Origin of the sequence: Exiguobacterium sp. s80, from assembly GCF_018618725.1 — a bacterium.
GTDB lineage: Bacteria > Bacillota > Bacilli > Exiguobacteriales > Exiguobacteriaceae > Exiguobacterium_A > Exiguobacterium_A oxidotolerans.
The window spans coordinates 96,933-118,806 of sequence record NZ_JACSMP010000002.1 but is presented as its reverse complement, the minus strand read 5'-3'; the positions used below and the strand labels follow the sequence as shown (position 1 = coordinate 118,806).

Here is a 21,874-nt window from a genome sequence, read left to right as displayed (position 1 = left end):
TTTTAGGTTAGTCGACATTCTGATTACACATCATATACGCTGACCTTTCCGAAATGCGAGTGTTGGTCGAAGGTTTTATACGCTTCGTTTAACGCTTCCACTTGGCGCGGGACACGCGAATCGATTCGAAGTTCAATCGTTCCGTCTGCGACTAAACCGGCGACTTTCGTAAGGTGTTCTTGTTGGCGGCGCATCTCATCTGCTTTTCCTTTTAACAACGGCAATGCGACGAATAAGGCTTCAAGCGTCAATGCCTTACTATGCATTTGCGTCAAATCTTGTGTCGTCCGTGTCGCGATTGAGATGATTTTCCCGCGTTCCTTCGCTAAGACGAACGACTCTTGTAAATGATCACCGCCCACCGTATCGATGACGACGTCGAAACCGTCAGGCGCAACACGTTCGAGTAGCGCTTCACTCGTTTCGTCGCGATACCGATGGACTTGTATCCCATGTCCTTCTAGCCAGTTCGCTTTTTCATCATTCGCGGCACTCGCCGTCACGTCGCATCCATAATGTTTTGCAAGCTGAACGACGAGATGACCAACCCCACCTGTTCCACCGACGACATACAGTCGCATCCCGTGTTGAACCATAGCCCGTTCTTTTAAAGCCTCCATCGCCGTTAAACCAATCACGGGCAGGCATCCGGCAATTTCCGAACGCAGTGCTGCTGGTTTTAAGACGGCCATGCTTTCCGGGACAAGCATCTCTTCCGCGAGTGCACCGGATCGTTCGCCTAATCCGCCTCCGAAGGCGATGACGTGATCGCCGACAGAAAAAGTCGTCACACTCGATCCAATTTCGATGATTTCCCCCGTTACATCGCCCTGGAGAATTCCAGTTGTCGGAGCTGCTGCCACATGACCGAAAAACATCTTCGTATCAAGTGGATTTAAGCTCGTCCCCGTAACACGAACGCGTAAATCGTAATGCCCCGTTTCAGCGAGTGTGACGTCTTTTTCTGTTAACGTAGCGTCTGTCCCATACTGATCGACAACAAATGCTTTCATCTGTACTCCCCCTTTTTTCTTTCCCATTTTAGCATGGTTCAGAATACTCGAATATTATCGCTTCATGATATGATGAACGTAACTCAACTCAGAAAGGACGTTTTTTCATTGAAACAAGATTTGATTCGTCGATTGACTACATATGCAAAAATCGACACACAATCCAGCTATGAAAGCACGACCGTCCCGACGACGGAAGGACAGTGGACACTCGCTCGTCTTCTCGTCGAAGAATTAAAAGAAATCGGCATGACGGATGTCACGGTCGACGCCAATGGTTACGTCATGGCGACACTCCCTGCGAATACAGACGCCGACATTCCGACGATCGGTTTTCTCGCCCATCTCGATACGGCGACGGATTTTACAGGAACGAACGTCAATCCGCAGCTCGTCGATGCATATGATGGAGGACCGATTGTCTTAAATGACGCGATTCCCGTCGTACTGTCACCGAACGATTTCCCATCCTTGACGAACTACGTCGGGCATACTCTGATGACAACGGACGGGACGACATTACTCGGCGCCGACAATAAAGCCGGGATTGCCGAAATCATGACGGCGATGGCTTACTTGATTGCCCATCCGGAAGTGAAACACGGACGGATACGTGTCGCCTTCACGCCTGACGAAGAAATCGGTCGCGGACCGCATCATTTTGATGTCGAAGCATTTGATGCCCAGTTTGCTTATACCGTCGACGGTGGACCACTCGGTGAACTCGAATATGAGAGTTTCAACGCGGCAGGTGCTAAAATCACGTTCCATGGAACGAACGTCCATCCAGGTACAGCAAAAGATAAGATGGTCAATTCACAAAAACACGCGATGGCCTTCCAAAACCGCTTACCGGGTGATGAAGCGCCCGAGTTCACGGAAGGGTTCGAGGGTTTCTATCATTTAATTTCCTTTGATGGATCCGTCGAAAAGACGATCGTCCACTACATCGTCCGTGACTTCGATCGCCATAACTTCGAGGCACGAAAACACTTCTTAACGGCGCTCGTCGAGGAATGGAACAAAAAGTACGGCGCCGGTAGTGTCGAAATGGAATTAAATGATCAATACTACAACATGCGGGAGAAAATCGAACCGCACATGCACATCATTGACATCGCGCATGCTGCAATGGAGTCGCGTGGTATCACACCAATCATCAAGCCGATCCGTGGCGGAACGGACGGTTCGCAGCTGTCCTACATGGGATTACCGACACCGAACATCTTCACAGGTGGCGAAAATTATCACGGGAAATTCGAATTCATTTCTGTCGACAACATGGTGAAGGCGACAGAAGTCATCGTCGCCATCGCAAACGGGTTCGCCGAAAAAAAATAAGTACCTTCACACGTGCGGCCCTGCTGAATCAGCAGGGCCGCTTGTTTATCATTCGGAAGATGCTTTTCGTTTCAAGTGATAAATGTAACCGAGTAAAAGAACGATGATAGAAAACGAAACGATCATCAACATTTTCGATGTGTCTCCAAGGAACGAATTCGGATGTTGTTCGACGTCAGGAACCGTTTTTTTCATCTGTTCCACTTGTTTTTCACTAATTGTAAAATCATCCTGCCACGTCCAGTTTTTTTCTTTCCCGATTACTTTAACATCGAGTTGATATGTTCCCGGCTTCAAAATTCCCATTGATGTAAGTGGGAACGTCATGTATGTCGTCGGAGCGAATTGAGCCGTCATTTCTTTACGAACGATGACCTTTCCACCTTTTTTGACGACAGCTTCCACCTGAAATTTTTCACTGATGGCAGGTGCTTGGTTCGCGAGGGTGACGAGGACGCTCGGACGAGACAGATAGGAAGTTGCTTTTACTCCCTCGAACAGCAAATCCGGTTCAATCTCCCGGATTGATGATCGAACCTTTACACCAATGACGTACGCTTGACGACTTTGAACACCGACTTCTGCGGATGCCTCTTCTGGTTTGTCCTGTTTCTTGATTTCAATACCTGCGAGCAGGACCCCTTCAATCGCTCGTTTCGGCAAAGTCAGCTTCAACGAAACGATTTTCGACTCTCCTGCTTTAATTGTAATTGGCTTTTCCGACACGCGAGCTAACTCGGATAGGGACACTTCCGCGAGCGTCAATGGTCCTTTCTCTTCATATACAATCAACCCGTTCCCGTTCGTCGTCGCATTTCGGAGCGAGACAAGATAGGACTGATCGTCTGATCCGTGATTATAAATCCGAATTTTCATATCAGTTCGTTGTTCCGGAGGTATCCTTAAATCGAAATACGTGACACCAGAATCCACTTGAAATTCATTCGGTATCGCTTCAACCGAAAAATTGACGTTACTCTCGGCACTGACGACTACTCCGGTCATGAGTAGATAGATGACTCCACTGAATCCAACAAGATACTGTATACCACGTTTAATCAACTCATCCCCTCCTTAATCAAGGAATCGAATCCGTTAATACCCAGTCGATTGTCGCGACGTGGGTTCCTTTGATTTGTTGATTTAATGGAACATTCAATGTAATGTTGTCATTCGACCAAAGTGATCCGTCCGTCTCAGGTGATACATCAGTACCCAACCAAGATAGTAACCAAGAGTAAGGCGATCCAGCTGTCGACGTTAAAATATCTACTGCTTCACCACCCGCAAGCAATTCAATCGCGCTTGTCACGGGTGCCGTCGCCCCGACGTTATAGGTAGGTGTATTCACGATGCCTTCCGCTATCGATAATGATGCTCCAGGCAACGTGTTTTCCCCTCCACTCGTGAACGTATTCAGCTTGGCAGTAACCGTCCATTCAGACAACACGACACGCCGGTCTGTCACTTGTAAAAAGGGTTTTTCGTCAGTCGATTCAAAAATAGCATCACTTCCAAGAATTTCATGTGTCCCAAAGTTAAAATTCGGTGCATAATCTAATGTCAACGGTCCTGTATTACCGGTCGGTGTGTTTTCACCCTTACCTGGGTCAGGTGTGTACGAATCATCGGGATTGGCTGGATCCAGAATGTCAGGTGCTTTATTCGTCTCAAAAGTGATGGTCGCGGTTGAACTTCCTGACGACGTTTCTGCAAATACGAGGGACGGTCCACCTAGTAGTAGTGCACTAGCAAACAATGAAGTAACGGTTGACTGTTTTTTCATTCAAATCTCCCCTTCTCATGGTGCATTAACTAATGTCCATTGAATTTGCGTCTGATACGTAGTAGCTCGTGGTCGTTTCCCTGTCAAATCGAGAATGATTCCTTCACTTGGTCCATACGTCAAAATTGTTGATGTCGCTCCCATTTTCCCGGATGCAATTTCGCTATCAATGGTTTGTAACGTTTGATTTGTCGCACCGACTTTAAAGAGCAGCACGTCATCTAGTACATCACCTCCCTCGCTCGAGAGTGGTGCCGTCAACCTAGCGCGAAGTTTCCAATCATAATTCAAAGCATTTTGATGCGAGATTTCAATCGTCATCGCTGTTTTTCGATTGATTACACCTTCTCTCCCTTTGATTTCCTGTGTTCCAAAATCGAGAACTTCAGGTACTTTAAGGTTAAATACGGGACCGATTGTTAAAGTCGCCATTCCAAAACCACTATTTAAAACATCCAAATCGACTACACTACTCGTCAATGAACTTTCAAATGTATACACTGAATTTGTTCCGACCGGAAGTGGATTGACTTTGAAACTTAACGTAAAGATATCTTTTGATAAAAGTGAGAGTGCAAGCAAAGAACCGACTTTTGCATAAATTTGATTACCGTTTTGTTGAATCGAACTGGCCGGTACATTTGCAACCTTCGCGCCCAGCAATCCTGTATAGGAATAACTCAAACTGATTGTCCCTGCCTGAATCGATTGCATCACTTCCTGTGGGAGTTGAAAAATCACGTATTTGCTTCCTAATCCTAAACTCAAAACGGATTGCATATCCGCAGTCAACGTAATTTTCCTTTGCGCTGCTTCATAGGCGGCGGTCAGGTTGACCGATCCTACCAACGCGACATCGAGTGCTCCTCTTTGTTCTGCTTTTTCCGCTCCTTCGTCGACAGGTATTTCCTTATCCTCTAATGCAGGATTTTGTGACTTTGATGCAGTTGATGATTCATCCTCGGATTCTAGTGATTCTTTCTCTTCAGGTACTTGAGGATCTAGTGTCAGGGGTATGTCAGTCTCGGGTGTTGGGGACTCTTCCTCTTCTGGTGCTTGAAGTTCTGGTGTCGGGGGTATCTCAGTCTCGGGTGTTGGGGACTCTTCCTCTTCTGGTGCTTGAGGTTCTGGTGTCAGGGGTATTTCACTCTCGGGTGTTGGGGACTCTTCCTCTTCTGGTGCTTGAGGTTCTGGTGTCAGGGGTATTTCACTCTCGGGTGTTGAAGATGCTTCCGGTGACGCAGGCTCTGCGTGATCAAGTTCGTCGTTTTCTGGTGGCACGACCGCTTGATCCTCACCTTTTGCCCTATCGTCTTCTTCCTTTTTTGCTTCTTCGTTGGATTCATTTTCTGCTTCATTCAAGGTGTTTTCACAATAATCGACTACATCGATTGCATTTTGGTCAGGTGGCGGTTGTGCTTCGAGAATGCTTACACATTCTTTTAACGTCGGATTACCTTTAATCGTAATCGAAGTTGCATTCGCTAAAGCGTGTGTGCCTGACAAGAAAATAATAAGCACTAATATTGTTGGGATAGATTGGATTGGAGATTTTTTTATCAACCACTACCTCCCCCTCCTAACGACCGATTACGATTAACTCATTCACGACTTACTTCAACAATTACCTTATAAACACTAAAATAAACCAATTATTTTACAATTTAAAAGATGTATCTTTCTTATTTTTTTCCTGAAATATGTTTATATGCTTGATATAACTCATTTATTCTCTCGTATCACTTTATCAAAATTATAATTTACTGTTTAAAATCTTCAAAAAAATACACCTTCCCATCGGAAGGTGTATTCCATTACTTATTCCTTCTCTGTTTCCTGATCCGGAAGCGGCAACTGCACCATGCTGCCCGATCCACTCACAAGTGGTGACTTTCCGTCCCACTTCTTGACAGCTTCATATTGAATCATTTCGGCAGTCAACGTTTTTTGAAGTTCCTTCTGTGCTTTCGCCAAACCTTGCGCTTCAATCAAACGCGCATCTGCTTCCCCTTGTGCCTCGACACGAAGTCGTTCTGCTTCAGCTTTGGCAATCGCGAGATCCGTTTTCTTCTTATCTAGCTCTTGTGAAGCTTTAACACGAGAATCGATGGCTTCTTGTGTTTTTTCATCTGGTTTCGGAGCACCGAGTGCAACGTCCTCAATGATGAAACCGATTTTTTTAACGTCTTCTGCAAATTGCGTTTGGATGCTCGTTGAAACATTTCCTGACTCTTCACCGAACAATTCGAGTACCGTTACTTTCGAAATTTGCTCTCGTGACGCATCATATAAACGTTGTTTCAAATAGCCATCTGCGATTTCATCGATATCGATCGGTCCGAACTTATTGAATACTTTCGTGACTTGATCGGGAGAGACTGCAAAACTGTACGTAAAGTCGACAACAATGTTCTTCCCGTCTTTTGTCGCGAGTGTCATATTGTCGAGCGACTTCGTTTGTGTCCGAATCGGATACTCCGTCACACGTGTGATCGGTGAAACGACGTGCCACCCTTGCGAAAGTGTTTCGTCCTGGACACCGCTTGACGGTTTGTAGACGACACCGACTTGCCCCGGTTCAATCTGTTCGACGATGAACGGTGTCATGGCAAGGAGTGCAACGACGATGACACCGGCGATGATCATCGCTGGGTTAATTCTTTTCTTTGGTTTGATTTCTCTCATTATGAGTCCCCTTTGTCAATTTTGTCTTGGATATATTTATACAGTTCGATTCCTAACAAGGCGATGAGTGCGAAAAACAGTAAGGTAAACAATGTTGCCATGATTTCTCATCCCTCCTTCATCCTGCCTCTTTAACTTATACGGTTGATTTCAGAAAATGTTTCATGACCATGGTTGCTTATTTTTAGAATCTGTCTTAACATGTAAAGAACTTTGTCCTTGAAACGAGCCGTATCATTTTGTGGTACACTCGTAACAGCACATCACACACTAGAAACGAGGGTTCATCTCTATATGATTACAGTACAAAACGTCGGCCTCCGCTTTGCGGACCGCAAATTATTCGAAGACGTCAACATCAAGTTCACACCAGGTAACTGTTACGGTCTGATTGGTGCGAACGGCGCCGGTAAATCGACTTTCCTCAAAATTCTTGCAGGAGACATCGAAGCACAACAAGGCGATGTCATCATCACACCGGGTGAGCGTCTTGGCGTACTCCGTCAGAACCACTATGAATATGAAGAGTTCCAAGTCATCGAAACCGTCATGATGGGACACAAACGTCTGTATGAAGTCATGAAAGAAAAAGATGCAATTTATATGAAAGAAAACTTCTCGGATGAAGACGGCATGCGTGCCGCTGAACTCGAAGGAGAATTCGCAGAAATGAATGGTTGGGAAGCTGAGTCTGAAGCTGCGATGCTCCTTCAAGGTCTCGGAATCAAAGAAAGCCTGCACACAAAAACAATGGCTGAATTAACAGGTGGAGAAAAAGTTAAAGTCTTGCTCGCGCAAGCGTTGTTCGGTAAGCCGGATATTCTGTTACTCGATGAGCCGACCAATGGTCTTGATTTGAAAGCCGTCAAATGGCTCGAAGAATTCCTGATCGGGTTTGAGAACACGGTCATCGTTATTTCCCACGACCGTCACTTCCTCAACAACGTCTGTACGCACATGGCCGATCTCGACTACGGGAAAATTCAACTCTATATCGGGAACTATGATTTCTGGTATGAGTCAAGCCAACTCGCTTCACGGATGGCTGGCGACCAAAACAAGAAAAAAGAAGAAAAAATTAAAGAACTTCAAGCCTTCATCGCGCGTTTCAGCTCGAATGCTTCAAAAGCGAAACAAGCGACGTCACGGAAGAAGTTGCTCGATAAAATCACACTTGACGACATCCGTCCGTCATCACGCCGCTATCCGTTCGTCGGTTTCTCACCGGAACGTGAAATCGGAAACGATTTGTTGACGGTTGAAGGTCTCTCGAAGACAATCGATGGCGTCAAAGTCCTCGACAACGTCCGTTTCTCATTAAATAAAACAGACAAAGTGGCATTCATCAGCCAAAGCGATATCGCCATCACAACACTGTTTAAAATTTTAATGGGTGAAATGGAAGCAGACAGCGGGACATTCAAATGGGGTGTTACGACGTCACAATCGTACTTGCCAAAAGACAACTCGGAGTTCTTCGAAGGGTCTGACAAAACGATTCTCGATTGGTTGCGCCAATACTCACCAGCTGATGAAAGTGACACATTCCTCCGTGGTTTCCTCGGTCGGATGCTCTTCTCCGGAGAAGAAGTCATGAAAAAAGCGTCAGTCCTCTCTGGGGGAGAAAAAGTCCGTTGTATGTTATCGAAAGCGATGCTCAGTGGTTCAAACGTCCTCGTCCTTGACGATCCGACGAATCACTTAGACCTCGAATCAATCACAGCACTCAACGATGGCTTGATTGCTTACAAAGGTGCGATGCTCTTCAGCTCGCATGACCATCAGTTCGTCGAAACAATTGCGAACCGGATCATCGAACTCACACCAAACGGAATCGTCGATAAAGAAACGACGTACGATGAGTACCTCAACAACGATTCAATCCAACAACAATTGACTGCGTTATACGCACATTGATTTGTCGACTGTCCTCGTTAATCGGGGGCAGTTTTTTGTAAATACGTTTATATTTTTTTGTTAAGTATCATCTTCCTTACTTAAAAAGGTACGCCTATTCTCGCAGTAATCGAGAGTAAGCGTACCTTTTTATTCTTGGATTTGCTTCACTTCTTTTTCGAGCCGCTCGAGAAATCCTTTGACGATTTTCTCGTTTTCACGTTCTCCGCCTAACGATAAGAGACTGCGACCGACGAAGTTGACGCCTTCATTTTTCCCCGTGTAAATCAAACGGCAGCTCGTCGCATCGATTCGCTTCAGCGCAAACGACATCTCAAGGCGAAACATCTTCGCTAACGTAAAACCAATCGTATTTTGTTTATAGTCCGGTTCATTCGTATAAGCGAGATCGGTCACGATGTAGGTTTCAAGACGATTCCCTTGCATGTAGGTTTGCCGGTACGTCGATCCGACGACGCCCGGCTTACGTTCAATCACCTCATGCTGGACGACACCCGGAATGAGTCGTTGCAGTCGATCGTGATCAAACAGATGCCACGCCTGTTCAATTGGAATCGCAAGTACTTTTTCTTCACGCCACGTCACCATGACACCACCTCCTTTTAGTTTAAAAATACCCTGATGTCCGTCGTTCTAACGCTCGACTCCGGCACAATCAGGGTATTTTTCTTACTTCAAGTGGTTTTTGATGTTCACTTCACGGTTTGACGTTCTAACGCATGACCAAGGAATGTTGCGAGTTCCAGCATCCCGAACTTCCCAGCTGCCGCTTCAGCGTCCGAATTGTAATTCGTATTCGTATTGACGTCGTACGTATAAATCGTCCCGTCTGCATCCTTGATGAACTCAATCCCGGCGACCGCGATTTTATTTTCTTGCAGGAACGCTTCATACTGGGCGATGATCGGGTCATCGAACCCGTCGACAATTTGGAATTTCATCGGTGTCTCTGCCGCCTCTTCTCCGACCGGGCAGAACAAATCATCGATGACACAAGCATCCGCGGGGCAGAGCTCGAATCCTTCCGACGTATCGACACGGACCGCATAGACGAACTTACCACCGACGAATTCACAACGCGTAATGTAGGGTTCAGGTGCTTGAATGTACTCTTGAATCAACGTGATGCCGTCGACCGGCTCATCGAATGTCGGTCCGTCAAGATACGTCTCGAGTGCTTCAATCGAGTGGAACAATTGAACGCCGAGTCCTTTACCGGCACGATTGTGTTTCGTGATGAACGACGATACTCCGATGTTTTGAGCGGCTTGGACGATTTGATCACGTCCGACGGCTGCCGTCGTTTTCGGAACACGGATACCTGCTTTTCGTAAGGCGGTGTATTGGTTGACCTTACTGACCTCGAGTCGTAACGCACGGGTTCCGTTGAAAACGGTCCGGTCATGTTCTTCGAGCCAAGCGAGGACCCCTTCCGTCAATTCTGGTGCATAGCGGTGCCCGCGCGTATGGGACGAGGCACTCATCCGGCTGTAAAAAACGCCTTCCGGTGGTGTTTCATCGAGTGGGACGACCCCTTCGTTGAGGTGCCACTGTTCATACGGTAAGTTGAGTTCCTCGAGTCGCTTGATTAAATGATCCGTCCATTCCTGATTTTCGTGTAAGATATGAATTTTCGTCATTTTAGTTGACCTACCTTTCGTTTCGCTTCGACGCGTGGCATGACCTCGCGGGCAAAGCGTTCCATTTCTTCGAGTTGCGGAGAAAATTGAAGCAAGAGCAATGTCACGCCGACTGCTTCAAATTCAAGAATCCGTTCTGCGATTTGATCCGGCGTCCCAATCAAGTTCGGACGCAGTCCCCGGTTTGAGACGGAGTAATCATTTCGTTTGACCTGTTGTTCGAGTTGCGATTTACTGACGAAGTCGTCATACCCGGCATATCCGGCACCGTCTTCTTTAACGTTCGTAATCCGGTGCCATTCTTCGAGCGCTGCTTCTTCCGTCTCGCGACAGATGATGTAGGCCGCCAGTCCGAAACTCGCAAGCGGCTGCTTCCCGGTCGCCGCGCGGCGGGTTTTCATATCCGTAATTTTCGTCGCGACTTCATCGACCGTTCCTCCATGCATGACATAGGCATCACAGTGATTGACGATCGTCTGTTTCCCCGTCTCACTCTCACCACCAGCGTAGAGCTTGATTCCGGGACGCTGAACGGGTTTCGGGTGAAGCTCTGCCCGTTCCAGCTGATAGTAGTCCCCATCAAAACTATAGGGTGATGCGTCCGTCCATAATCCTTTCATGACCGTCACGAATTCTTCCGTCCGGGCATATCGTTCGTCATGGGCTGTAAATATCCCATTGTACTGACGGGCTTCTTCCTCCCACCAGGCCGAGACGACGTTGAGCGTGAAGCGTCCATTACTCAGCTGATCGATGTTCGCCGCCATCTTTGCTGTCGTCGCCGGATTATGAAAACCGGGCCGGACGGCTGTCATGATTTCCAACCGTTCCGTTGTCGCCGCGATGGCCGCTGCCGTCGTCCACGCCTCAAGACTCGGTTCGGCTATTCCTTTAATGTCGTTTAAGTTCAATTCTGCAATCAATGTCGTAGAAAAGCCAACCCGTTCTGCCGTCTGTGCGACTTGTTTCGCATAATCGAATGTCGCTGGCATTTGTTCATCCTCGACGTTTCGTAACCAACCCCCGAAGATTGGTAACCAAAATCCGTATTCCATCCCCTGTGCCCCCTTTTTGCATAAAAAATCGCTCTTTTCGTTTAGAAAAGAGCGACGAATGTCTACTGTCGGCTCTTATCTTCAAAGGAATAAATTCCTCTTGGAAGTAGCACCTTCCGCTCATGCGGGGTTGCTGAAGTGTCGTCGGGCCAGTCCCTCGACTTCTCGTGATAAGAATAATTGAAATTAGCGTACATCTTTTAGCAGAGTAAAGCAACCTTTAAACCTTCTTTTCCTATCGGAATTAAAAAACATTTGGAAAATCACTCTGTTTCTTGATACTTCTTTGTCTAGAAGCTAAAAACAGGAATTGCACATCGGTTTAAGATGGCAATCCCTGCTTTGTATGGTGCTGTTCAAAATCAATTCATTCTGGTGATACGAACGGTGAGTCGTTGTGATTTGCATCCATCATGGCTGTCCGGTGACCAGTCGTCGAAACTTCTTCCCCACGCACGCGATCGTAGAACTTCGCGATTGTGACGCTGAAGTACGGGCCAATCCAGAGGAAACCGATTCCGATCGTAACAATTCCGAGCAAGAACCAACCGATGAACGAAAGGACGAGGAAAAACGCCTCTTTTTTATGTCCATCCATCATTTGGCGTGAACGCGTAATGGCATCAAGGATGCCAATCGATGGTTCGTCCCGAATGATGTAATACGTCAACATGTAAGAGAATGACTTAATGATTCCTGGAATGATGAAAAGTAAGAACCATAGCCCTAAGAAAAAGGTTTGGACGATTGACACTCCAATGGCTTTCAAGAACATTTTGTACGGCTCAAACAAATCGGCGACTTTCGTCTGCTCGTCTCGGGCGACAGATAGGGTGAGCCATGACCATCCCATTGCAACCGGTAAGGTCAACACCGTCAAGAGCATACCAATCAAGTCGATAAATTGGAAATCCTCTTCGGGTGAGGACGCAAATCCGTTCGGAACGCCTTGAATGATTAAGAACAACAACATCATTAATGCCATGAAGCCCCATCGTCCCTGCAACGACTCGCGCGCTGCTAATTTTAATTGTTTTGACATCGAAAGATCCTCCTCAAAAATAAGTGCTACCTTTCTTTACGGTTTATTTTTGAGGAGGTTTCACTTTTTAACGCTCGTCTTTTAGTAAACGTTGGACCATTGCTTTTTCAAGTTGTTGCTGGCACGCCGTATACAAAGAGCGTCGTCCATCGAGTCGTTCAATCGCAAACGGAATATCGTGCTTTTTTGCTTGCACGAGAACATGTGCCGCTGCTGCGTGAGAAACCCGACTTTTGACGACGACGATCGCGTCCGTCTTTTTCGCGAGACAGGCGATTTTTTTCGCGGCTTGGGCGTCACCGCCAAGATGGATTAATTCGACTCCCGTCTCCGCAAAGAAGTCGCGGTAGACGGCGCGCTGTTGCTCATTACCGACGATGACGAGACGCATGCCGTCGTAGGAAGCAAAATCGAGTGCCGTTTTATCGACGAATTCGATTGGTTGACCTGGTAATGTCGTCGTATCGAGACGTTCGAGTTGCTGGACTTTCTTTTCCCGGAGGCGCCGCTCTTTTTTGACTTTCTTCGCCTTCGGTTTCCGTTGCATCATCTTGTCGTAGCGTCCTGTTTTCGCCTGTTTGTTTGCAGGTGACGCAGTGGCGGACTCGGGCGAACCACTCGATACGTCGCGTGCCGGTAATTCCGTCATGGTCGGTACTTCGTAATGAAATGCGTGTTTCCAGACAATCGTCAATGTCTCCGGATGACCTTTCCACATGACGAGGTCGACGAGTTGACCTGCTTTCAGTTGGAAGAACCGCATGTCTTCGAGTGGTGTCGTGTAATAGAACGGTTTTCCCGTCTCATCTTGCAGTGGACCGTCAATCGTCGCTTCGATGATGCCATGGTTCTTGACGATACACTTTTCAAAAACGATTCGCTCTGCAAGTGGTTTTACTTGATCCGTCGCGACGACGGCTAAGATTTCAAGCGACGTCCGGCGCTCATCTTGATGTAGGACTTGGACACGGACTTCCATCCCATGCTCCAGGTTCCAGTCACGGATTTCTGTTTCTGAGACATGACTGTTTGGCCATTCCCGTAACGAGCCGCCCTTTAATTGCCGTTCGAACGTATAGGAATACCGTTGTTCGACAGTCCGTTCAACTTCTTCCTTCCGTTCCTGGATCATTTTGATCGGGAGGCTAGATGGTGTTTCCGGACATTCTACTAGTTTCGTCGTTGTTTGACGTGGCGCGTAGTACTGCGACAGCTGGACCCATTCATCGATTCCGTTGATTTCTTCAAGTAACAAACCCCAGTCGTCTGCTGTCTCGACGATGTTCAGTTTGCTTGTAACTAACGCCTTCGCTCGTTCGATTACGTGATGCATCATGTTAAAAACCCCTTTGCTATTTTTTCCAACTATAGCAAGGTCAAGATGCTTCACCCGTGTAAAAAAACAACCGGGTATTTTTTTATTACGGGTTACGATTTAACTTCGACTGCGGAGTCGCCACTTCGGTATTTTTCGACGACGACAATCAAGACGGTAATGATGACGAGTAAGAACCAAGACGATAATTTGCCAAAATCGACAAGTGCCCACCCCTCTTGCTGATGCGGATAGACCCAGCCCTTAAAAAAGGTGACGATGTTTTCCGCCAGCCAAATGAACCAGGCAATTAGTAAAAATGATAAGACAAGCGGGAGACGGTAAATCGTATCCTCTAGTCGGAAGTAGACCCACGATTTAAAGAAGACGACGATGACGAGTCCCATCAAGAACCACCGTAAATCGAGCATCCAGTGGTGCGTAAAAAAGTTTAAGTAAATCAAACTCCCGACAGCAAGTGCGAGGGTCGGACGTGGAAAGGACGTAAACCGAAGATCAAGTCGCCGAAACGCCTGACAGATGTAACTCGCGACACTGGCATACATGAAACCTGCGTAGAGCGGAACACCAAACACTTTCGAAACAGCGTCTTCCGGATAACTCCACGAGCCGACGTGGACTTTAAACAGCTCAAGTCCTAATCCGATGACGTGAAAAATAAGAATCAGCTTGAACTCTTCTTTCGTTTCATAACGAGTCACGAGTAAGGCGACTTGGACGAACAGACACCACAGTAACAGGATGTCATAACGGGCAATCGGTTCACTCGGCAAATAACGTGATAAGGCGAGTGCAGCAAAGATGGCTACTGGAAAGATACAACAGAGCGCTTCAAGATATGTAAAACGGATGAGATGGCGGATCAATCGCATCGACGTCCCTCCTCTTCTTTCTTTAAGTATACGAGACGTTCGCCGTACCTCCCTCCTTCTCAAGTTGGACATTCGACAATTTGTTGCTTCTGCTTTAGTCCACGAACGTGATACAGTTAACGAATACGTATCTTATTGAATCGAGGTGACACGCAACGATGTTCAAACGTTTCCATACGTCCTGGTTGCTGCGCGCAACGTTGAAGTGGTTCTTATTTTTAAGCGGTCTCTTTTTACTCGCCGTCGGTTCCTCCATCATGATCACCGCTAACCTCGGTGTCTCGACTTGGGATGTCCTGCATCTCGGTCTTCAAAACAAAACACCTTTGTCAGTCGGGACGGTCATTCTTCTCGTCGGTCTGCTGCTCGTCCTCGTCAAATACTTACTCGACCGGATTCGACCGCAAGTCGGGACACTCGTCAATGCAATTTTCGTCGGTGTCTTCATGAACCTCGTACTTGGTTCTCATTTGCTTCCGTCGTTCTCAACTGTCTGGTTGAACGCCTTATGGCTCATCTTCGGTATTTTCATCATCGGCATGGGGGCAGGGCTATACGTCGCCGTCGGATACGGCGCCGGTCCACGTGACGGATTGACCTTGACGTTAGCCGAACGCTTCGGAACCTCAATCCGGATGATGCGGACAATCATGGAGATAACGGCATGTGGTCTTGGTTGGTTACTCGGTGGTCCCGTCTTTTTCGGGACGATTCTATCGATTTTTTTGATTGGACCGTTTCTTCAATTTTGGTTAGTCTATTTCCGCCGGATGATTGCCGCAATCGATGCTGGGGTCGTTCGACCGAACGAACAAAAAATCAGCTGAGCCGCTTGACTCGATATCGTTTCGAAAGAAATGGTATCTTTTTTTTGTGGATGAAGCAGATTAGTTGCACCTGTAAAAAATACACGTTATATTCGTTTACATATCAATCTTTGATACGTCAAAGGTTTCTTGGGACGAAGGGAAGGATGTGATGATTTGAGTATTTCTTGTACGGAAAAAGGACGCCTCATTTATGCGCTCGTCTCGGTCAATAAGACGATTGCGCAAAAATTTGATTTATGTACAGATGGCTTCAGTCAGACTCGGATGGACTTACTAGCCCAACTCGAGGTCGGAAAGACAATTAGTCAAAAAGAATTGCAGCAACGCGTCAATGTCGACAACGCTGCCGTGACGCGACATTTAAAACATCTCGAAACGAACGGAATGATTCAACGTGTCCGTTCGGAGAGCGATAACCGTGTCATCCTCGTCTCATTAACTGCAGAGGGTGCCACGCGTATCACACAATTGCGCCAGCAAAAAGATGACTTCTTGGAAAGTCTGTTAACCGGCTTTACTGAAGAAGAACAAGATCAACTCGCACAAATGATTCAGCGCATTGAAGATAACGCGTTAACATTACCTAAAACTACTGCACGATAAAAAAGGAGAGCTTACTCATGACAACACAAACATCTACTGACTTTATGGAAATCGTAAAAGGCCGTCGTTCAATCCGCAACTACGACACGGACGTAAAAATCTCAAAAGAAGAAATGACACAAATTCTTGAAGAAGCAACACTCGCACCGTCTTCCGTCAACATGCAACCATGGCGTTTCCTCGTCATCGACAGCGAAGAAGGAAAAGCGACGCTCGCTCCACTCGCGAAGTTCAACCAAGTCCAAGTCGAGACATCATCTGCTGTCATCGCTGTCTTCGGTGACATGAATGCCATCGATCAACTTGAAAACATTTACGATACGGCCGTCGCACAAGGACTTATGCCGCAAGAAGTCCGCGACCGTCAAGTTCCGGCAATCAAAGGTATGTATGAAAACGTTCCTGCTAGTGCACTTAAAGACAGCATCTTGATCGACTCAGGTCTTGCTTCCATGCAATTGATGCTCGTCGCTCGCGCACACGGTTACGATACGAACCCGATCGGTGGATACGAAAAAGATCAAATCGCTGAAGCTTTCGGCATGGATAAAGATCGTTATGTACCAGTCATGCTCCTTTCAATCGGGAAAGCTGTTGATGCAGGATACCCATCAGTCCGTCTTCCAATCAACGATATCGCAGACTGGAAATAAGTTCGATTCGCTTCATCAAAAAATAGAGAACACAACAAGGGAGATTGAATACTATGACAACTCAAACAACTACTGACTTTATGGAAATCGTAAAAGGCCGTCGCTCAATCCGCAACTACGACACGGACGTAAAAATCTCAAAAGAAGAAATGACACAAATTCTTGAAGAAGCAACACTCGCACCGTCTTCCGTCAACATGCAACCATGGCGTTTCCTCGTCATCGACAGCGAAGAAGGAAAAGCGACACTCGCTCCACTCGCGAAGTTCAACCAAGTCCAAGTCGAGACATCATCTGCTGTCATCGCTGTGTTCGGCGACATGAATGCGGTTGATAGCATCGATACAATCTACGACATGGCTGTTGAAAAAGGGCTTATGCCGCAAGAAGTCCGCGATCGCCAAGTACCAGCAATTAAAGGATTCTACAGCCCAGAAGATACAGACACACTTCGTGACAGCATCTTGATCGACTCCGGTCTTGTTTCCATGCAATTGATGCTCGTCGCTCGTGCGCACGGTTACGATACGAACCCAATCGGTGGGTACGAAAAAGATCAAATCGCTGAAGCTTTCGGCATGGATAAAGATCGTTACCTCCCTGTCATGCTCCTTTCAATCGGGAAAGCCGTTGACGCAGGATATCCATCAGTCCGTCTTCCAATCAACGACATTACAGATTGGAAATAAGTAATCCGCACGACGAAGAGAGCACCTCGTTTTAACGGGGTGCTTCGACTGTAGACAAAGTTCTATCGGGAGATAAAAGCGTCTTTTTTCGTTGCTTTCCTCGGGCGAGGCGTGACAGGGAAGCGCAAACGGATTGCCTCTCGATATAACATGTTCACGCTTCATAAGCGTTTGTCTTCACGCTGAGCACCTCGTTTTACGGGGTGCTTTTTGCTATATCTCCTGTCCCTCCTTTGCATTTAAATTCAGTTCCAGTCAATCCTTTTGTATACTGAACGAAAAAGGAGCGGATGCAGGTGTATGACGTAACGATCATCGGCGCAGGTGTCGCCGGAATTTTTCTGGCACACGAACTCGTACAGGACGGACAATCCGTCTTAGTGATTGACGCCGGAAAACCGTTAGCCGAAAGAACCGTGACAGACGCTTACCTCGGCTTTGGCGGACTCGGTAAATCAGAAGGAAAATACAATTATTCAACAGAGTTCGGGGGCGAACTGGAACAAAAGTTAGGTCCGGAAGCGACACTTCGCTTAATGCAACAAGTCGATGCTGTCCTGTGTCAGTACGGAGCACTGGAGGTCCCTTTGTATTCCACTCATAATGCGTCATTTGCGGCGCGTGCTGAAGACGCTGGTTTACATACAATCGAGACGTCCGTCCGTCATCTCGGAACTTCACTTACGAAACAGGTGCTCGCCCGACTGGAGGACATGTTGATGCAGACGGTCACGTTCCGCTTTTCGACGCAAGTCGAACAGATACAGAAACAAGCGGATACTACATTCACACTCAAAACAGCGTCAGAGACGTTCTCGAGCCGACGAGTCGTGCTTGCGACCGGACGTTCCGGAACGGACTGGATGCGCCAGCAGCTAAAGCAGCTCGGTCTGGTGCAAACGAAAACACGACTCGACCTCGGGATTCGGATTGAAATGGATGAAGCGCCTTTTCGGACTGTATTACAGGACACGTTCGAAACGAAACTGGCATACGCATCTGACGCTGGAACGGCCGTCACCTACTGCATGAATCCGACCGGTCGGATCATCCGCAAATATCAAGAAGGTCTCGTCATGCCGGACGGACAAAATTTCCGCGAACAGACGACGGGGACGGCAAATGTAAACTTCACGTTGTTTTTACCACGCTATTTCGATACGTTGACCGCAGCGAATCAATTTGCGACTTCAGTCATCGGACAAATCAACCAGGGGTCGGACCGGATTGTCGTCCAACGTCTCGGTGACTTGCTTGCCGGTGTAGCTTCTACAGCAACCGGAATCGCTCACAATCAAGTCGTCCCGACGCTCGAAGCAACACCAGGAAACCTGCTCGACGAGGTCCCGGACACAGATCTCACCGTGTTACTCGGATTTTTCGAGCGGCTCGAACGTTTGCTCGAAACTCCGCTCTCCCCTGATACATTGCTTTACGGAATGGACGGGAAGTTTTACGCTCCGGTCCTCGCGACCTCCCGCGACTTCGAAACAGACATCACGGGACTGTATGCAATCGGGGATTGTTCCGGCGCGACCCATTCGCTTTCGCAAGCAGCGGCGAGCGGTCTCCACCTCGGACAAGTCTTACAGCAAAAAACAGCCGTTTCGGGAGAGTAAAGCTCTCTCAAAACGGCTGTTTTTCATTCAGTTCTTATTTTTTAAACGCTTCATATACTTTCAGTTGTTTCCCTTTGACCTTCGTCGTCTTCATCGCGCGTAAGACGAGTGGTCCTTTACCGTTCAGAATCTCGACATACGTTACCGTATCTTGAATCGTGATGATCCCGATATCCTGAGCAGTCATCCCTTCGATTTTCGCAATCGTTCCGACAAAATCAACGGCCCGAAGTTTCTTTTTCTTCCCGCCATTGAAATAGAGCTTCATGATGTCAGCGTTCAGTTGTTGTGTTTTTGATGTGCGGACATCCGTCGTCGTGATTTTCTCTTCGAACGCATCTGCCGTCCGAATCAATTCACGTTCCGTCGGTGCTTGACGTTTTTCGATTGCTTCGCCACGGTACTGTTCGACTTCACGAAGACGGCGCATATCCGCTTCCGTCACGAGGCTGATTGCTTTCCCCATTGCGCCCGCACGCCCTGTCCGACCCGTCCGGTGCACATAACTTTCTTTTTCGACCGGCATGTCGTACTGGATGACGTGGGTGATGTTTTCGATGTCAATTCCACGTGCTGCGACGTCTGTCGCGACCAAGTAACGGAATTCGCCTGCACGGAATGCCTTCATGACCGCAAGGCGCTCGTCCTGTTCCATCCCGCCGTGAATTTTCTCGACCGGGTACTCCATCGCCGTCAGTCCTTGGGCGACAAAATCGACATGTTCTTTCGTCCGGCAGAAAATCATACAACGGTCCGGATTTTCGACGACCGTGACGTCTTTCAGGATTGCAAATTTCGTCTTATCGGTTACAGAAATATAACTGTGATCGATTTGAGCGATTTCGGTTGCATTTGTCGTGATTTCGACCTCTTTCGGCGACTGCATGTAACGTTCGCTCAGCTTGTGAATGTCTTGCGGGAACGTCGCTGAGAACAACATCGTCGTCCGTTGTGTCGGCAGTTGTTTTAAAATCGTATCGACTTGCTCGAGGAAGCCCATGTTCAGCATCTCATCCGCTTCATCCAGGACAAGGTATTTGACCTTTTCAAGCGAAAGTGTCCCTCGCTCGAGGTGATCGAGCACACGACCTGGTGTTCCGACGACGATATGGGTCTTCTGTTTTAATTCCGTGACCTGACCACGGAACGGCTGTTTCCCGAAAACGGCTGTCGCTTTAATCCGCTTGTAACGCCCGATGTTCATCACGTCTTCCGTGACTTGCAGCGCCAGTTCACGTGTCGGTGTCAAAATTAGCGCTTGTGGTTTATTTTCTTCCCACTCGACGAGTTCACAGAGTGGAATGCCGAACGATGCCGTTTTCCCGCTTCCTGTGCGTGATTTGACGATGATATCTTTTTCAGACAAGGCGACCGGAATGACGGCTTGTTGGACATCCGTCGGAGTATGGTAACCAAGTTGTTCAATCGCTTTTAAAATTGGTGAACTGAGTTGAAAATCAGTGAATGGTTTTTTTTGCATGTGAATCCCTCATTTATTATATAGTTTCGAATTGACCGTACATCTCATGACCTCTCATTATGCGCTACTTTCCGCAGGACGTCAAAAGAGCTTCCCGTCAGAGTGACAGGAAGCTCCACTTGCTTATTTTGCTGCGACTTTATCTTTTTTGATTTGTTTACTGCGTAACTGTCCACATGCTGCATCGATGTCTGTCCCGTGCTCGAGACGAACACCACAGTTGAGACCGTTCTTTTTCAACGTATCGTAGAATGTCGAGATATCTTCTGACGTACTCCGTTGATATTGACCATGCTCATCAACCGGGTTGTACGGAATCAAGTTGACATACGTCAAGTGACGTTTGTCTTCGAATAATTTCGCAAGTTCGATTGCTTGTGCTTTTTGGTCATTGACTCCACGAAGTAAGATGTACTCGATCGTAATTTTACGATTCGTCGTCTTCACGTAATAATCGATGGCAGGCATCAATTTTTCGAGTGGAATCGCACGGTTGATTTTCATGATTTGTGTGCGCAACTCGTTGTTTGGTGCGTGCAATGAAATCGCCAAGTTCACTTGAAGTTTTAAATCTGCGAATTTGTAGATTTTATCAGCAAGACCACTTGTCGAAACAGTGATGTGACGTGCACCGATCGCAAGACCGTTGTGATCTTTGATGACGTTCAAGAAGTCGACCATGTTGTCGAAGTTATCAAACGGCTCACCGATACCCATGACGACGACGTGGCTGACACGTTCTTCTTTACCGACAGCATCGAGGTGATGTTGGACGTTCATGATTTGTTCGACGATTTCACCAGCTGACAAATCGCGGCTCTTCTTAATCAATCCACTCGCGCAGAAGCTGCAGCCGATGTTACAACCGACTTGTGTCGTCACACAGACAGAGAGTCCGTATTTGTGACGCATGAGGACTGTTTCAATCAAACTGCCGTCATACAACTTGAAGAGGAACTTGATTGTTCCGTCCGCTGATTCTTGTTTAACTGATTCTGTCATCGAGCCAATCGCAAAACTCTGATCTAACAACTCAAGGCAATCCTTGTTGACATTCGTCATTTCAGCGAAAGTAGTGACACGTTTACGATAAAGCCAATCCCAAACCTGCTTCGCACGGAACGGCTTGTGACCTTGATGCGATAACCAGTCTGTCATCTGCTCAATTGTTAATCCATAAATGGATGGTTTATTCATTAGTGAGACCTCATTTCTTTTTCCAGAACTATAACATTCCTTTATCTTAGTAAAAATCGGGCACTTACGCAACGTTCAAATCCTAAATGTTCACTTTCTGTAGATTTCGAAAGGCT

20 protein-coding genes and 1 riboswitch are annotated in these 21,874 nt (G+C 47.2%); of the genes, 7 read left to right on the top strand and 13 right to left on the bottom strand.

Features of this window, described 5'->3' with window-relative positions:
* Positions 1-23: 23 nt before the first annotated feature.
* The gene (locus KNP94_RS07115) at positions 24-1,013 is read right to left on the bottom strand and encodes a zinc-binding dehydrogenase (protein ID WP_215115497.1); all 990 of its coding nucleotides are present in this window, start codon (positions 1,011-1,013) and stop codon (positions 24-26) included.
* Positions 1,014-1,121: 108 nt separating this feature from the next.
* Here KNP94_RS07115 and pepT point away from each other — a divergent pair, with 108 nt between their 5' ends.
* On the top strand, positions 1,122-2,354 hold the full coding sequence (gene pepT / locus KNP94_RS07110) for a peptidase T (protein WP_214802319.1): 1,233 nt from the start codon (positions 1,122-1,124) through the stop codon (positions 2,352-2,354).
* 48 nt (positions 2,355-2,402) lie between these two features.
* Here the strand turns inward: pepT and KNP94_RS07105 are convergent, their stop codons facing one another.
* From KNP94_RS07105 to KNP94_RS07090, 4 genes are all read right to left on the bottom strand, one after another.
* The gene (locus KNP94_RS07105; protein WP_215115496.1) at positions 2,403-3,416 is read right to left on the bottom strand and encodes a WxLIP family cell surface protein; all 1,014 of its coding nucleotides are present in this window, start codon (positions 3,414-3,416) and stop codon (positions 2,403-2,405) included.
* A gap of 16 nt (positions 3,417-3,432) precedes the next feature.
* Positions 3,433-4,140 (bottom strand): WxL domain-containing protein, encoded by a 708-nt coding sequence (locus tag KNP94_RS07100; protein WP_088838226.1) that lies wholly within the window; start codon positions 4,138-4,140, stop codon positions 3,433-3,435.
* 15 nt (positions 4,141-4,155) lie between these two features.
* Positions 4,156-5,703 carry a hypothetical protein gene (locus KNP94_RS07095; protein WP_215115495.1) on the bottom strand — a complete coding sequence of 516 codons (1,548 nt, stop codon included), beginning with the start codon at positions 5,701-5,703 and terminating at the stop codon, positions 4,156-4,158.
* 255 nt (positions 5,704-5,958) lie between these two features.
* Positions 5,959-6,825, bottom strand: coding sequence for a prohibitin family protein (locus KNP94_RS07090; RefSeq protein ID WP_088838228.1), 867 nt, complete (start codon positions 6,823-6,825; stop codon positions 5,959-5,961).
* Positions 6,826-7,119: 294 nt separating this feature from the next.
* On the opposite strand from KNP94_RS07090, the gene KNP94_RS07085 reads away from it, so the two are divergent.
* Positions 7,120-8,742, top strand: coding sequence for an ABC-F family ATP-binding cassette domain-containing protein (locus tag KNP94_RS07085; protein WP_088838229.1), 1,623 nt, complete (start codon positions 7,120-7,122; stop codon positions 8,740-8,742).
* A 129-nt stretch (positions 8,743-8,871) separates the two neighbouring features.
* Here KNP94_RS07085 and KNP94_RS07080 read toward each other — a convergent pair whose 3' ends face one another.
* The 6 genes from KNP94_RS07080 to KNP94_RS07055 form a co-directional block, all read right to left on the bottom strand.
* Positions 8,872-9,330 carry an SRPBCC family protein gene (locus tag KNP94_RS07080; protein ID WP_088838230.1) on the bottom strand — a complete coding sequence of 153 codons (459 nt, stop codon included), beginning with the start codon at positions 9,328-9,330 and terminating at the stop codon, positions 8,872-8,874.
* 104 nt (positions 9,331-9,434) lie between these two features.
* Positions 9,435-10,382: an ATP-grasp domain-containing protein gene (locus tag KNP94_RS07075; RefSeq protein ID WP_088838231.1), complete on the bottom strand. Its 948-nt coding sequence runs from the start codon at positions 10,380-10,382 to the stop codon at positions 9,435-9,437.
* Entirely contained in the window at positions 10,379-11,437 is a 1,059-nt protein-coding gene (locus tag KNP94_RS07070) for an LLM class flavin-dependent oxidoreductase (protein ID WP_215115494.1), read from the bottom strand. Before KNP94_RS07070 ends, KNP94_RS07075 begins: the two co-directional genes overlap by 4 nt.
* Before the next feature lie 72 nt (positions 11,438-11,509).
* A riboswitch (SAM riboswitch) is annotated at positions 11,510-11,614 on the bottom strand.
* Positions 11,615-11,804: 190 nt separating this feature from the next.
* Positions 11,805-12,479 carry a DUF975 family protein gene (locus tag KNP94_RS07065; protein ID WP_214770235.1) on the bottom strand — a complete coding sequence of 225 codons (675 nt, stop codon included), beginning with the start codon at positions 12,477-12,479 and terminating at the stop codon, positions 11,805-11,807.
* 67 nt (positions 12,480-12,546) lie between these two features.
* Positions 12,547-13,815, bottom strand: a complete 1,269-nt coding sequence (locus tag KNP94_RS07060; RefSeq protein WP_215115493.1) for a DUF2325 domain-containing protein — start codon at positions 13,813-13,815, stop codon at positions 12,547-12,549.
* A gap of 92 nt (positions 13,816-13,907) precedes the next feature.
* Positions 13,908-14,687, bottom strand: a complete 780-nt coding sequence (locus tag KNP94_RS07055; protein ID WP_215115492.1) for a DUF817 domain-containing protein — start codon at positions 14,685-14,687, stop codon at positions 13,908-13,910.
* Between the two features lie 158 nt (positions 14,688-14,845).
* Between KNP94_RS07055 and KNP94_RS07050 the strand changes: the two genes are divergently transcribed.
* The 5 genes from KNP94_RS07050 to KNP94_RS07030 all read left to right on the top strand — a co-directional run bounded on the left by KNP94_RS07050 (position 14,846) and on the right by KNP94_RS07030 (position 19,081).
* Positions 14,846-15,514, top strand: coding sequence for a YczE/YyaS/YitT family protein (locus KNP94_RS07050; protein WP_214770241.1), 669 nt, complete (start codon positions 14,846-14,848; stop codon positions 15,512-15,514).
* A gap of 156 nt (positions 15,515-15,670) precedes the next feature.
* Entirely contained in the window at positions 15,671-16,120 is a 450-nt protein-coding gene (locus KNP94_RS07045; protein ID WP_239456778.1) for a MarR family winged helix-turn-helix transcriptional regulator, read from the top strand.
* Between the two features lie 17 nt (positions 16,121-16,137).
* Positions 16,138-16,773, top strand: a complete 636-nt coding sequence (locus KNP94_RS07040; RefSeq protein ID WP_088838238.1) for a nitroreductase family protein — start codon at positions 16,138-16,140, stop codon at positions 16,771-16,773.
* 53 nt (positions 16,774-16,826) lie between these two features.
* Entirely contained in the window at positions 16,827-17,462 is a 636-nt protein-coding gene (locus tag KNP94_RS07035) for a nitroreductase family protein (protein ID WP_029332098.1), read from the top strand.
* Between the two features lie 296 nt (positions 17,463-17,758).
* Complete coding sequence (locus tag KNP94_RS07030) at positions 17,759-19,081, top strand: NAD(P)/FAD-dependent oxidoreductase (protein WP_215115491.1); 1,323 nt, start codon at positions 17,759-17,761, stop codon at positions 19,079-19,081.
* Between the two features lie 34 nt (positions 19,082-19,115).
* Here the strand turns inward: KNP94_RS07030 and KNP94_RS07025 are convergent, their stop codons facing one another.
* Positions 19,116-20,561 (bottom strand): DEAD/DEAH box helicase, encoded by a 1,446-nt coding sequence (locus KNP94_RS07025; protein WP_215115490.1) that lies wholly within the window; start codon positions 20,559-20,561, stop codon positions 19,116-19,118.
* Positions 20,562-20,684: 123 nt separating this feature from the next.
* Positions 20,685-21,758 carry a dual-specificity RNA methyltransferase RlmN gene (gene rlmN / locus KNP94_RS07020; protein ID WP_088838241.1) on the bottom strand — a complete coding sequence of 358 codons (1,074 nt, stop codon included), beginning with the start codon at positions 21,756-21,758 and terminating at the stop codon, positions 20,685-20,687.
* Positions 21,759-21,874 lie beyond the last annotated feature (116 nt).